The 13324-nt window shown below is 64.6% G+C and carries 9 protein-coding genes and 1 tRNA gene; 5 read left to right on the top strand and 5 right to left on the bottom strand.

Translation table 11 applies throughout. From position 1 onward, the window contains the following. Nucleotides 1–41: 41 nt before the first annotated feature. Nucleotides 42–671, bottom strand: a complete 630-nt coding sequence (locus tag GT613_RS02915) for a protease inhibitor I42 family protein (protein ID WP_009608990.1) — start codon at nucleotides 669–671, stop codon at nucleotides 42–44. A gap of 642 nt (nucleotides 672–1313) precedes the next feature. Between GT613_RS02915 and GT613_RS02910 the strand changes: the two genes are divergently transcribed. The 3 genes from GT613_RS02910 (at nucleotide 1314) to GT613_RS02900 (ending at nucleotide 4326) form a co-directional block, all read left to right on the top strand. Then, nucleotides 1314–1390: transfer RNA gene (locus GT613_RS02910), tRNA-Arg, on the top strand. Nucleotides 1391–1625: 235 nt separating this feature from the next. Next, nucleotides 1626–3005 (top strand): magnesium transporter MgtE N-terminal domain-containing protein, encoded by a 1380-nt coding sequence (locus GT613_RS02905; RefSeq protein WP_114516727.1) that lies wholly within the window; start codon nucleotides 1626–1628, stop codon nucleotides 3003–3005. A gap of 4 nt (nucleotides 3006–3009) precedes the next feature. Further along, complete coding sequence (locus GT613_RS02900; RefSeq protein ID WP_009305646.1) at nucleotides 3010–4326, top strand: Nramp family divalent metal transporter; 1317 nt, start codon at nucleotides 3010–3012, stop codon at nucleotides 4324–4326. Between the two features lie 53 nt (nucleotides 4327–4379). Here the strand turns inward: GT613_RS02900 and GT613_RS02895 are convergent, their stop codons facing one another. Further along, on the bottom strand, nucleotides 4380–4856 hold the full coding sequence (locus GT613_RS02895; RefSeq protein WP_009608991.1) for an Rrf2 family transcriptional regulator: 477 nt from the start codon (nucleotides 4854–4856) through the stop codon (nucleotides 4380–4382). A 319-nt stretch (nucleotides 4857–5175) separates the two neighbouring features. Between GT613_RS02895 and GT613_RS02890 the strand changes: the two genes are divergently transcribed. Continuing rightward, nucleotides 5176–6009 carry a 5-formyltetrahydrofolate cyclo-ligase gene (locus tag GT613_RS02890; protein ID WP_240132852.1) on the top strand — a complete coding sequence of 278 codons (834 nt, stop codon included), beginning with the start codon at nucleotides 5176–5178 and terminating at the stop codon, nucleotides 6007–6009. Nucleotides 6010–6326: 317 nt separating this feature from the next. After that, a complete protein-coding gene (locus GT613_RS02885; RefSeq protein WP_015759799.1) occupies nucleotides 6327–7760 on the top strand; it encodes a helix-turn-helix transcriptional regulator in 1434 nt (477 codons plus the stop codon). 251 nt (nucleotides 7761–8011) lie between these two features. On the opposite strand, the gene GT613_RS02880 is transcribed toward GT613_RS02885, so the two are convergent. From GT613_RS02880 to GT613_RS02870, 3 genes are all read right to left on the bottom strand, one after another. Further along, nucleotides 8012–9550: an FAD-dependent oxidoreductase gene (locus GT613_RS02880; RefSeq protein WP_015759798.1), complete on the bottom strand. Its 1539-nt coding sequence runs from the start codon at nucleotides 9548–9550 to the stop codon at nucleotides 8012–8014. Between the two features lie 465 nt (nucleotides 9551–10015). Continuing rightward, nucleotides 10016–11674, bottom strand: a complete 1659-nt coding sequence (locus GT613_RS02875) for a Na+/H+ antiporter NhaC family protein (RefSeq protein WP_009305640.1) — start codon at nucleotides 11672–11674, stop codon at nucleotides 10016–10018. Nucleotides 11675–12038: 364 nt separating this feature from the next. Then, the gene (locus GT613_RS02870; RefSeq protein ID WP_161172497.1) at nucleotides 12039–13040 is read right to left on the bottom strand and encodes a YdcF family protein; all 1002 of its coding nucleotides are present in this window, start codon (nucleotides 13038–13040) and stop codon (nucleotides 12039–12041) included. Nucleotides 13041–13324 lie beyond the last annotated feature (284 nt).

Raw genomic sequence — 13324 nt, 5'->3', positions numbered from 1 at the left:
TCCGAGCGGTTTCGCTTTCCCGCAGTATAGCGGGGGGCGCGCTACTCCTGCACGCTCACGTCCGTGAACGTGCCGTTCTGCACCGTGGCCTTCACTACGATGGTGGTCTTCACATCGTTGGCATTCGACGTGTTCGCCAGTTTCATTGTGATGGTGGACTCGCCGTTGTTCTGGTCGTCGGCCAGGAACCCGAACGCGTGCATGCCGGCCGCGCCCACGACGTCCTGGGAGTTCTGATCGTTGAAGCCGGAGGACGGCAGGTCGGCGTCGGTGTCCTTCAGCACGGTGTTGCCGTTAACCTCGGCCGTCCACTGGTACTGGACGTCGGCGTTCGAGTCCAGCAGCACGAGCATGTCGCTCTGGGAATAGGCGACCCAGCCGTTCGGAACCTTGAGGACGGTGCCTTCGCCGATGCTGCTGCCGTCGCCCATCTGGTTGCCGTTGTTGTTATTGCCGTTGTTGCTATTGTTGTTGTCGGCATTGTTGTTGCCGTTGTTGTTGTCGCCGTTGTTACCGTTGCCATTGTCGTTGTTCTCGGTGGCAGGGTTGGCGTTGTCGCCTCCGTTGTCGTTGTTGCCCGCGTTGTCGCTTGAGCAGCCGGCAACGGCGAACAGCGCCAGCACCAGAGCGGCAAGCACGCCGATCATCGACCATTTCGCAGTCTTCGTCATAACAGCCTCGCTTTCTTCGTTGGATTCAAGACGCGTTCTGCCTCATCCTAGCCACGCGCACGCACGAAGAGGCCGGGCATGCCCGCTTGTAATCGCCCCGCAATGCGGGCGAATGTTTCACGTGAAACATCGACGAGGCTGAATGCCGTTGAACACGGAGAGACGACCTGCCGATAGAGGCTGTGCAGCAAATCGCAGCGGTTCTGCAAGTTTTTCGACTTTGTGGCAGAATGACTTTCGCGGCCGATCGTCCCACCAGGCCTTTTGACCCAGAGGCTCGAAAGCTTTCCGCAGGCTTTTCCTTAAGGCGGAAGAAACCCCTGATCGCAACGATCCGAACTTGCCACGAAGTCGAAAAACTTGCAGAACCGCTGCGAAAAACGACGCTGCCTGCGATCCGACAAGTCAGCTGGTCGCGGAACAGCTTCGCCTACGGTTCCCGGAAGAATTCAAGACTGGCCGATTCCGCAGAAAGCGCGCCGAGCTCCTTATACGGTGCACGACGAACATGCGGCGTTCGTTCGACAAACTAACCATTTATGCAGTTCAAACACCTATTTCGCGCACTATTCCCAAAAAGTCTGAAAAAGTCGTTGACAGCATGGGGCAATACCGGCATAATAACTTTTGCTGTTTCGACGTGCGCCGTTACCTCAGCTGGATAGAGGGACTGACTACGAATCAGTACGTCGGGGGTTCGAATCCCTCACGGCGCACCATTTCAGCTTCTAATTCCGCAACGACTGGCAGCAGCACGTGCGGATTTTTTATTGGTCAGGGAAAGGAACGTACTTGAAGGTTCGAAAATCGAAGCCTCACAGTAAGTAGTTCTTCCTTCGTCTTCCCTTACGTCGGCAGTCGAAGGAACGACTGCGGCGGCTCATGGCTTAACACACATTTTGCATTGCGCGCGACGCGCGCGTCTTTGCACACGGTATCATGAGGTGTACGGCCATGGGCATGACAGTAAGGGATACCACCATGCTCTACCTCTCTCAAATGATGGGGAAACCCGTCGTGGACACCCAGGGCGAGAAGATCGGCACCATCTCCGACCTCGCCATCTCCACCGGCGAAGTGTTCCCGCGCATCACCAGCCTGGCCTTCCAGGGGCCCGGCAAGGTTCCGTTCATGATCTCGTGGCGCAAGTACGTCGACACGTTCGACGAGGACGGAATCACCCTCAACGCCGAGGCGCACGACATCCGCTTCAGCTATCTGCAACCTGACGAAGTTCTGCTGGCGCGCGACCTGCTGAACCGTCAGATCGTGGATACGCAAGGCCTGAAAGTGGTGCGCGTCAACGACCTCAAGCTGTCCGTTTCGGGCTCGCAGCTGCGCCTGCTGGGCGCCGAAGTGGGCGTGCGCGGCATCCTGCGCGGGCTGGCCTCCTGGCTGGAGCGCGCCGTGGTGGCCGTGGCGAAGGTGTTCGGCAAGAAGATCGACGAGCAGATCATCGCCTGGAACTACATGGACCTGCTCGATCGCGACCTGTCCGAAGTGCAGCTGTCCGTCACGCACAAGCGCCTGGACGAGCTGCACCCCGCCGACGTGGCCGACATCCTGGAGCAACTGGACCCCCAGCAGCGCGCCAACGTGTTCCAGCATCTGGACGATGCGCAGGCCACCGAGGCCATCTCCGAGATGGACGACGAGTACCAGGCCGACTTCATCGAAGACCTCGACGACGCCCGCGCCGCCGGCCTCTTGGGCGACATGGACCCGGACGACGCGGCCGACATCGTGCGCGACCTGTCGTACGAGAAGGCCGAGACGCTGCTGCGCCTCATGGGCGTGGAGGACGCCACCGAGATCCGCCGCCTGCTGGGCTACAAGGACGGCACGGCCGGCGGCATGATGACCACGCAGTTCGTGGCCGTGAAGGCCGACAACACCGTGGGCGAGACCATCGAGGTGCTGCGCGAGCTGGACGACGACCACCCCACCGTGCATTACGTGTACGTGCTGAACGACTACGACGAGTTCGTGGGCGTGCTGAGCTTGCGCACCCTCGTGCTCACCGACGACGCGCGGCCCGTGCGCGACGTGATGTTCGACGACGTGATCTCCGCGACGCCGGACGAGACCGAGGAGGACGTGGCGGCCGACATCTTCAAGTACGAGCTGCCCGCCATGCCCGTGGTGGACGAGCACGGCGTGCTGCTGGGCATCGTCACGGTCGACGACGCGTGGGACGCCATCGAAGAGGACGTGAGCGGCGACAAGACGAAGGCTACCCTGCTCAAGGTGCTGGGCGGCCTCGTGGCGTCCATCCTGTTCCTGGCGCTGTACACGCTGGTGCTGCTGCAGATCATCGGCTACGCCGGGAGGTAGCGCCATGATGATGAAGAAGAACGAGAAGCTCGAAGTGCGCGACGTCGCCGTCGACGCGATCGAGTCGACCGAGCTCGTCGAAGCTCCCGAGAAGAAGCAGCCCAAAAAGATCTGGCTGCTGCTGGCAGCGCTGGGTCCTGGCATCGTCACGGCCATGGCCGGCAACGACGCGGGCGGCATCTCCACCTACTCCACCGTGGGCGCGAAGTTCGGCTTCGCCACGCTGTGGGTCATCCCCATCATGTGCGTGCTGCTGATCGTGGTGGAGATGACGGCCGCGCGCATGGGCGCCGTCACCGGCAAGGGCTTCGCCGCGCTCATCCGCGAGCGCTTCGGCATCCGCCTGACCGCGCTGGCCATGCTGGCGCTGCTCATCGGCAACGTGGCCACCACGTTCTCCGAGTTCGCCGGCATCGCCAGCGGCATGGAGATGTTCGGCGTGTCGAAGTACCTGGCTGTGCCCGTGGCCGCCGTGGCCGTGTGGCTTCTGGTGGTGGGCGGCAGCTACAAGCGCGTGGAGAAGGTGTTCCTCATCCTGTCGCTGGTGTTCGTCACCTACATCGTGGCGGCGTTCATGGCCGAACCGAACTGGGAAGAGGCTCTGACCAGCACCGTCGTGCCGCGCATCGTGAACGACCAGAGCTTCGTGTCGCTGGTCATCGCGATGATCGGCACCACCATCGCGCCGTGGATGATGTTCTTCAACCAGAGCAACGTGGTGGAAAAGGGCGTGTCGGTGAAGGATCTGTTCTCGCAGAAGGTGGACGTGATCGCCGGCACCATCGCCGCGTGCCTCGTGGCCTGGTTCATCATCGTGACCACGGGATCGGTGCTGTTCCCGCAGGGGATCGAGATCGAATCGGCCGCCGACGCGGCGCGCGCGCTGGCACCGTTCGCCGGGCACTACGCCGAAGCGCTGTTCGCCATCGGACTGATCGCCGCGTCGTTCTTGGCGGCCTGCGTGCTGCCGTTGACCACGGCGTTCGTCATCTGCGAGGCCTTCGGCTGGGAGGCGGGCGTTTCGTTCAAGTGGAAAGAGGCGCCGCTGTTCAAGAGCATCTTCACGTTCGTGATCGCGTTCTCGGCCGTGGTGGTGCTGGTGCCGAACATCGACCTCATGGGCGTGATGCTGACCGCCCAGTTCGTGAACGGCCTGGTGCTGCCGGTGCTGCTGGTGTTCATGGCCATCATCGCCGCGGACAAGCGGGTTATGGGCGCGTACCGTTCGCGCATCGTGTCGCGCGTGCTGATCTGGGTCACCGTGGGCATCGTCACCGTGCTCACCGCCGTGCTGCTGGTGATGCAGGTGCTGGGCATCTAGACGCCTCGGCGGCGGCGCGGCGAAAAGAGCGCAGCCGCCGGGCTGCGTCGACGCTACTTGACGGCGTCGAGCAGGCGGCGGCTTTCTTCCTGCAGTCGTTCGGCCAAAAACGTGCGGCTGTTGTCGCCGTTGCGGGCGCAGTCGAGCAGCATCTGCACCGTCAAGCTGGACAGATAGGCGTCCATGCTCTCTTCGATGAGATCGTAGACCTGCTTGATCTCCTGCACCATCGCGCCGCCCTTGCGCGCATCGCGCTTCGCGCGCGTGGACTGCTTCGCATCGTCGTCGAGCGCTTCCATGATCTCCAGCACGTTCGTGTCGGCCGGATCCTTCGCCAGGCGATAGCCGCCGTGCTTGCCCGGACGGGCCTCGATGATGCCTGCGTTGCGCAACAGCTGCGCCAGCTGGATGAGGTAGTCGCGCGGAATGGACATGTCCTCCGCGATATCTTTCGAGGAGCAGGTGGTACCTTGCGCAGCCAAGTACAAGATGGCGCGCATACCGTAATCGGTGGATGCCTTGAGTTGCACTGCTGTCTCCTTACTCTATGTCGCCCGGCATGCATGATGCCTGGTGAGCGACCTACTTATATATGCTTGGTAGTCAATTTCTCCTTAGAAAACAACAAACGACGCATACGCAGCGTCGTTTGAGGTGGTGCACCCCTTGCGACTGCGAGGGAGAGCTATCTAAGGTGGTCCGAGTGTACCCAATGCAAAACGATTATAGCAAGGTCAATGATGGGTTTGCAGGTCAAATCGAATGGAAACGGTTACGTTTGCGCTAACTCCCCACACCTCCGCCATTATCGTGCAACGGCGCCGTTACGTCGATGCTATACTGCGGTCTATGGAGACGAAAAAACAACTGCGCTCGCGCGTGCTGGCACGTCGCGATGCGCTGCCGGAAGAGGTGCGTGCGCGCAAGAGCGCGGCGATATGCGCGCGGTTGGAGCAGGTGCTGGCGGAAGCGCTGGCGGGCGCGGAAGGTGCGGGGACGGCGCAGGTTTCGGCCGAGGGGACGTCGCGCGCGGATGCGACGGGCGGGAGCGCGGTTCCCACTGTGGCCGTGTTCGCGTCGATGCGCAGTGAGGTGGACACGCGGCCGTTCGTCGAGGCGGCGTACGCGCACGGTTGGGACGTGTGCTTCCCCTGCATGGTGCGCGAGGAGCCTGCAGCGGGCGGGTCGCGGGCGGCGGGTCGCGCGGGCGCGGACGAAGCAGGCGGGTCGCCGGTGCCGAGCGAGCCGCGGGCGGGAGACGTGCCGCGAATGCCGAGCGGGTCGCGGGCTGCAGGCGAGGCGAGCGGACGGCGGGCAGCGGGCGAAACCGGCGGCACGAGCGGGTCGCCCCAGATGCGATTCTACCGCGTGGCGCGCGAGCAGCTGGACGCGGCCGCAGCGGGGTTCCTTGGCGCGCCCCTGCGCTGCCTTGCCTGCGAAGCGCTGGAGCGCGACGGGTTCCAGGCCGTCGATCCCGAGGAGCTCGACGCCGTGGTGGTGCCGCTGGTCGCCTTCGACGATGCCGGACGGCGCCTGGGCTACGGCGGCGGCAACTACGACCAGCTGCTCCCCCGCTTGCGCGCCGATGCCGCCGTGGTCGGCATCGCCTTCGACGAGCAGCGCGTGAAAACCGTCCCCTGCGAGCCCCACGACATCGCCCTGCCCCGCGTAGTGAGCGGGTAGCGCGCCCATCGCCCTAACCTCGCACGGCGAAACTGGGCGCAGGCGCCGCAGCGCGCAGATCGACGCGGAAGCGCTCGATCAAGGAAGCGCAATTTGCAGTGGGCACGGAAACGCCTGGCGCGCTTCTTCCGCAGCCCGAATGTTTCACGTGAAACATTCGTTCGCTTCAATGTCCGACAGGGTCGCATGATCGCGGCGGTGCGAGCAGCGAGTGTTTCACGTGAAACATCTGTGCGGTTCTGCTCGGCTTCGCAGAGCGCGGCGGGCGCGGGTGCGTTATAGTGGGGCGCGACTGTTTCGCAAGCAAAGGGGAAACGATGAACGCGCACGCATCTGACAAAACGCGAATCCTCGCCCTCGCGGCGGTGGCCACGCTCGGGTTCGGCCTGCTGCAGGGCGCGCGGCTGCTCGACCTCAACACGGGGCCCTACAGCCCCAGCCCCTACGCCCTGGTAGGCCTCGCGGCCGACGGGCTCACGTTCCTCGTCGTCGCCGTCCTCTCCTACCTCGGGCGCATCGACCGGGCGAAGCCGCTGTTCGTCGCGGCCGTCGTCGTCAGCTCGATCTACGCCGTGCTCGTTGCGTCGGGCAACACAAACGATATCGCGCTTATCGCCATGCAGGTGACGGCGGGCATGGGCTGGTCGCTGTCCATCCTCTGCTGGATGGAAGTGTTCACCAGCTACCGGCCGCGGCTCTCGCTTCCCCTGATCGCCGTCGCGTACCTCATTGATACGCTGCTTCCGCCGCTGACCAGTTCGCTGTTCCCAGGCGGGCGCAGCATCATGCTGCTGGCGTCGTTCGTCCTGTCCACCGCCGCGCTGCTGTGGTGCCTGCGCAACAACGCGTTCGTCGCCCAGCAGATGAAGGAATCCGTCGCACCCGCAACCTCCATGGCCGAGGCGCTTTCGCGCACGAAGCGCGCGGTCGCAGGGACGTTCGCGTTCTCGCTGATCTGCGGGTTCGTGATAGAGCTCGACATCCACAACAACCTGCAGTACGCGCAGACCGACCTCACCGGCCTGTTCGGGATCATCGCGGCCGTGGCCATGCTGGCCGTGCTGCTGGTGGCGAAGCCGCGCAAGGCGAACATCGACTACATCACGCCCATCACCGCGTTGTGCCTGGTCACCATCTTGCTGTACCGCAGCCTCAACGTCGCCGACGGGCACGTGGCCGGATCGCTGATGACCGCGTTCCTCATCTCGTTCTACGTGCTGCTGTGGCTCATGTTCATCAGCGAGGCGAACGAGCGGAAGCTGCCGGCGTTCTTCCTGCTGGGCTTGGCCTTGGGCGTCGCGAGGCTGTCGGTGGCGCTGGGGCGCTTCGCGGCGCAGACGCTGTTGGAGCAAACCGGCGTCGATCCGCAGCTCGCGCTCGTCGGCTCGGTGTGGCTGCTGGTGGCCACGCTGGCGCTCATGTTCTGCAGCTACCTTCGCTATGCGTCGAAGCGGGATGCGGTCGGCGATGCGAGCGCCCCCGAGGAAGCGGCGGCCGTCCCGCTGGCGCACCTGTCGGCAGGCGATGCGCTCGTGCAGATGAAGGGCACCTACGAGCTGACGAACCGCGAGTTCGAAGTGATCGAGGAGTTTGCGGCGGGACGCAGCGCCCGGGCCATCGCCGAGCGTTTCACGCTGTCGGAGCACACGGTGAAAACCCACCTGCGCCACGCTTACGCGAAGATGGACGTGCACTCGCGCCAGGAATTGCTCGACCTCATAGAGGAGACGAGCGCCGCCAAGAAGAGTTAGCCCTTTTCGTTGGCAACCCCATCGGGGAGGGGGTGACGCCGTCGCGAGGGCAAAGCCCGCAACGAATCCGTAATCGAACGAATGTTTCACGTGAAACATTCGTCGCGCTCGGTGCCGCGACAAGCGCGTGCGGATCTCTATCGTCCTATGGGACGATAGAGCGGGGATTTTCGACGCATGCTTGACGGCGGGCAAACGCAAGCGCAGGCCGGGGAGGGGGTCCGGCCTGCGCGCGAGGGAAGATCGGGTCGTTACGCCGTGGCCAGCGCCGCTCCCGTCAGACGACCCATGGTGAGGGCGCTGGAGTTGGAGCAGTGGCGCACAAAGCTGCGGTTGTACATGAAGCGGTGCGTGGCCTCGCCAACCGCGAACAGGCCGGGGATGACGCTGCCGTTTTCGCCGAGCGCTTGGCACGATGCGTCGGTTTTCACGCCGCCCATCGTGGCCACATAGGACGGCACGAACTTCACCAGGTAGAACGGGCCGTCGCCGTACGCCGCCAGCATGTCGGCCTTCTTGCCGAACGCCTCGTCCGCACCCGCAGCTGCCGCCTGCTGGTACGCCTCGAACGTCGCCGCAAGCTGGGGCGCGCCGGCCGCGTCGGCCAGCTCCTCGATCGAAACGCCCTTCAGCACGTCGCCCGTGGACAGGCCCTTCTCGATGACTGCGACCACCTCGGCGTTCGAGCTGTCGAACAGCACGTAGTACGGCCCCGCCTGGTTGTCGGTCATGGACGTGGCCAGCGCCGTCACCGGAGCCGCCTCGTTCACGAAGCGCGCGCCCGTGGAGTCCACCAGCATCTTCGACGACGTGGCAGCACCTTCCATGCCGGTGTCGCACAGCTTCTTGAAGCCCGCGTCGGCCTTCGTCAGCGTGCGCGTGGGCATGATGACGTTCGGGATGACCCACGGATCCTCGTACAGCGCGGCGCCAATGGCGGAGGCCATGGTCATGCCGTCGCCCGTGTTCATAGCGTTGCCCAGGTACTGGAAGCCCATCTCGTTGATGGCGGGCACCAGCTGGTCGCAGTACTCCGCGCTGCCGCCGAAACCGCCGGTGGCCAGCACCACGGCCTTCGCACGCAGCTCTTGGACGCCGTCAGGCCCCTCGACCTTCACGCCCACCACGGCATCGCCGTCCATGATCAGCTCTTTCGCCTCGGCGGACAGCATCGTCCGCACGCCCAAGCGCTCGAATTCGGCCGCGAACGCGTTCGCCACCTGGACGCCCGCTTCCGTCGCAGGGTCGGCGCTGACGTCGGGCTTTACCGTGTCGGTGCCCACCATCTCCTTGGTAAACGACTTCTCGAACGTGATGCCCAGCTGCTCTACCCACGCGATGGTGGCGCAGCTTTCCTCCATCATGCGCTGCATGCGGCTATAGTCGGGGTACGGCGCGTCCACCTTGCCGATCTCGGTGAGGTTGCGGTAGCGGCTGACGAACTGGTCCATGGTGTCGGGCGTCTCGGATTCGAAGCGCCACTCGTCCTTATTCTCTGGAACCTGGGCAATGGACACGTTGCCCTTCGAGGTGAGGAAGGTGGACGTGAGAAACGGCGCCTTGTCGACCAGCAGCACGCTCGCGCCGTTCTGCGCCGCGGAGATCGAACAGGCCGAGCCGGCCAGACCCGAACCGATGACGATGATGTCGGCTTGCACGGGCTCGGTTGCGCCCGACGCGCCGTCCTGTTTCTTGGACTCGGGCTTCGGGCTGCATCCGGTCAGCGCGAGCGACCCGCCCAGCACCATAGCCCCCATGACGAACTGCCTTCTGGTGAACGTGCTCCCCATTGCTCTCTCCTCTCGTAGACAGGCGGCCGAGCCGCCTCGAACGCTGCGCACTATACGACGGAGGAAGAAGCGCACCATCGCACGAAAGGATGTAACTTTCGATCGCACGAAACGAGCTATGGGCGTTTGAAGTGGGAATATGCGTTGAACGGTACGGATGTTTCACGTGAAACATCCGTACATCTGGCGGGCCCGGCGGGCACGGCGGGCGGGGCGACGCGGGGCGTTAGCCATTGCGCGCGGGACGACGCGGGCGCGGCGGGCGGGGAAGATGCGGAGCGCGGCAACGCGGGGCGCTCGCCATTGCGCGCGGGGCGACACGGGCGCGGCGGGCGGGGAGCGACGCTGGGCGCAAGCGACGCCGGGCGCAGCGGGGTGGCTTCGGGCTCAAAAAAAGCGCCCGGGGCGGAGTGGCCGTCCCGGGCGCTCGCTGCGCTTCGCTTGCTCGCTTGCCCGCGTTCGCGCTTACGCCTTCACCGCCCCGTACTTCGAGCGGTTCAGCACCAGCACAGCCGCGATCATCAGCACGGCGCCCACGACGAGCGCGATCCACGGGTTGCCCGTGAAGCCGGCGATGATGTAGCCCACCAGACACACGGCCGCCACCACCGAAGCGTACGGCAGCTGCGTGGCCACGTGGCGCAGGTGGTTGCATTGCGCGCCCGCCGACGACAGGATAGTGGTATCCGAAATAGGCGACACATGGTCGCCGTACACCGCACCGCCCAGCGTGGCGCCGATGGCCACGAGGAACAGCGGATCTTGCGCCGGGAACACGCCGATCACGATGGGCAGGATCAGCGCGATGGTTCCCCACGACGTGCCCATGGCGAAGCCGATGAACGCCGCCACCACGAAGATGACCACCGGCAGCAGAGCCAGCCCCACGCCGATGCTGTTCAGGAAGCCGCTGACGAACTCGCCCGTGCCAAGCAGGTAGCGGCACGTGCCGCCTAGGCTCCATGCCAGCACGAGGATCATGATGGCGCCCACCATGGAGCGCACGCCCTCGGCCACGCCGTCCATGTATCCCGACAGCGTCATCAGCTTGCGCGGCAGGAACATGGCCGCCGTCACCACCAGCGCCACGCACACGCCGATGCACAGGCCGAACACCGGGTTCTCGCCCACAGCCGTGGCGAAGTCGACGCCCTGGAAGAAGCCGCCCGCGTACAGCATGCCCAGAATCGAGAAGATGATGAGCACGATGATGGGAATGATCAGGTCGAACACGCGTCCCTTGTCCGAGATGGCCATGCCTTTGAACTCTTCGACGGCCACCTTCGCAGCCTCGTCCAGCTCGTCCTCCTCGGCTACAATGGTATCCAGCTTCGCCGGCAGCGCGTCGGCCGCGTTCGGATCGGAAATGCCCACCGTCGACATCGACTCGAGAGCGCTGTCCTTCGACGGAATACGATGCTGCTGGTCGGCCGGCTTCTGCACCTCGGCCTCGGCAACGCGCATGGGGCCGAAGTCCTTCTTGGTAGCGCACATGAAGAAGACGAACACGATGGTGAGCAGCGCATAGAAGTTGTACGGGATGGACTGGACGAACGTTGTGAAACCGCCTTCGCCCAGGTAGCCGCCTACGGCCACGGCCCACGACGACACCGGCGCGATGATGCAGATAGGCGCCGCGGTGGAGTCGATGATCCATGCCAGCTTCTCGTGGCTGATGTTGAATCGATCGGTGACGGGGCGCATGACCGCGCCCACCGTGAGGCAGTTGAAGTAGTCGTCCACGAAGATGATGATGCCCAGCACCGCAGTGAGAATCTGCGCCATCTTCGCGTTCTTGATGTGCGTAGACACCCACTCGGCGTACGCGCGCGATCCGCCGGCGGCCGCGATGACCACCACGAGCGCGCCCAATAACGCAAGGAACAGCAGCAGCGCCCCGTTGCCGGCTATCTGCTCGGCCATCATCTGCGGCACCATGGTGAACGAATCCACCAGCGGCTCGACGCCCACGCCGTTGAGCGAGAACTGGTAGATCACCATGCCCACGAACACGCCGATGGCCAGAGAGGAATACACCTCCTTCGTGATCAGCGCCAAACCCAGCGCAAGAATCGGCGGTATGATTGACCATACCCCCGTGCTGATGAGGTCGAATCCTTCCATATGATCCCCTTCGTCGTGCTATTCGCCGAACGGCATGCACGTGGTTCCGCCTTCACCCTCGCCGCGCTTCTCCCAACGCGATGCTTGAGGACGCAGGCCGAATCGCCGCCGCTCGGCACCAGTTTCCTAAGTATACAAGGACAAGCGCGCCCGAGGGGGCGAAAACGCCGATGTTTTCGATCGACGAAGCACGCGAGCACGAACGCAAGGAGCCGCGCGTGTCGGGCGCGGGTGCGAGCGCGAACGCGAGCCGCGCGACGTCGGGCGCAAGTGCAAGCGCGAATGCGAGGAGCCACGCGTGTCAGACGCAGGTGCGAGCGCGACGCGTTAGGCCGTGCGACGTCGGGCGCGGGCGCGAAGCGCGTTACAGCTGGAACAGCGCGATGGCGGCGAAAGGGAGCCAGAACACGAAGATGACCACGAACGGCCAGCGGTGGGCGTTGCTGACGGCCACGTATTCGCGGATGAACGCGGTGGGCCAGAAGTAGCGCGCGGTCCTGCTGCCCACGCCGTCGGCGGCCAGCCCGATCTTGTGCGCGTACTCGGCCGTACGGAACACGTGGTAATCGCTGGTCACCACCGCGGCGCGGTACGCGCCCGCGCCCGACCGCGCGTCCATGATGGCTTTGGAGTTGCGCAGGTTCTCCATCGTGGTGGTGGAGCGGTCCTCCTCGATGACGGCATCGGCGGGCACGCCGCGCTCCTCGACGAGGTACGTGCGCATGGCCTCGGCCTCCGATACCGCCTCGTCGGCTCCTTGGCCGCCCGACGCGATGATGACGGCGCGGCGGTGGTCGGCCTCCCATAGCTCGACGGCCTTGTCCAGGCGCGCGGCCAGCAGGGGCGTGGGCTTCGTGCCCGACAGGCCGGCGCCGTGCACGACGATGTAATCGTAATCGCGGCGCTTAGGCAGACGGCGGTACAACCACGAATACAGCAGCAGGGCCGCGAACGTGAACGCCACGTACGAGCCCTCCATCAGCACCAGCAGCGCCAACGCCAGCACGATGGGCGGCGCCTGGACGAACAGCAGCACCGGGCCGCCCACGCACGCCATCACGACGCAAAGCGCCAGTAGGCCCGGCAGCAGATGCGACAGCGACAGGCCTTCGCGCTTCACCACCACGAACGTGTTCGCCAGCAGGAACACCACCAGCGCTACCGTGCCGAACGGAATGGCCGCCAAGCCGATGAGCACCAGCCACGGCAGCTCGAACTGGATGGACAGCCCGTACAGCGCGAACAGGCACAGCAGCAGGAAGTACAGCGCGTTGCGAAACTGCCGCGGCTCCTTGCGGTAGTTTTTGATGAACAGAAACCCGAACACCAGCGCGGGAAAGTATATGAGAACAAGCTGGAAGATCATGCGCGCGCTTTCACGAGAGCCGATACTGGCTGACAGTATACCGCGGAACGCGAGCCGCCGCCCCCTTCGCTCCCGCGGGGCGCGAGAACGCAGGGACGGAACGAGCGCAGAGTACTCAGGGGCTGGAAGTTCCGAGTCGCGAGTCGAACGAGAATCCTCCCTAACCCCCCCCCAACAGCACACAAGCCATCGCGCGGCGCGCTGATGCGAGCCGTAGACGGCGCGCGGTGCCACCACCCAAGACGAACGGGTGTTTCACGTGAAACACCCGGGCGAACCGGCCA

The organism is Eggerthella sp. BIOML-A4, assembly GCF_009875575.1.
Lineage (GTDB): Bacteria > Actinomycetota > Coriobacteriia > Coriobacteriales > Eggerthellaceae > Eggerthella > Eggerthella lenta.
Note: the sequence above shows the minus strand (reverse complement) of the source record. Positions and strands in the feature narration are given on the sequence as shown.

Bases quoted from the DNA above. Each gene is read 5' to 3' on its own strand.
- GT613_RS02915 (WP_009608990.1), bottom strand. From the start codon at position 671: ATGACGAAGACTGCGAAATGGTCGATGATCGGCGTGCTTGCCGCTCTG.
- GT613_RS02905 (WP_114516727.1), top strand. From the start codon at position 1,626: ATGGGCATGACAGTAAGGGATACCACCATGCTCTACCTCTCTCAAATG.
- GT613_RS02900 (WP_009305646.1), top strand. From the start codon at position 3,010: ATGATGATGAAGAAGAACGAGAAGCTCGAAGTGCGCGACGTCGCCGTC.
- GT613_RS02890 (WP_240132852.1), top strand. From the start codon at position 5,176: ATGGAGACGAAAAAACAACTGCGCTCGCGCGTGCTGGCACGTCGCGAT.
- GT613_RS02885 (WP_015759799.1), top strand. From the start codon at position 6,327: ATGAACGCGCACGCATCTGACAAAACGCGAATCCTCGCCCTCGCGGCG.
- GT613_RS02880 (WP_015759798.1), bottom strand. From the start codon at position 9,550: ATGGGGAGCACGTTCACCAGAAGGCAGTTCGTCATGGGGGCTATGGTG.
- GT613_RS02875 (WP_009305640.1), bottom strand. From the start codon at position 11,674: ATGGAAGGATTCGACCTCATCAGCACGGGGGTATGGTCAATCATACCG.
- GT613_RS02870 (WP_161172497.1), bottom strand. From the start codon at position 13,040: ATGATCTTCCAGCTTGTTCTCATATACTTTCCCGCGCTGGTGTTCGGG.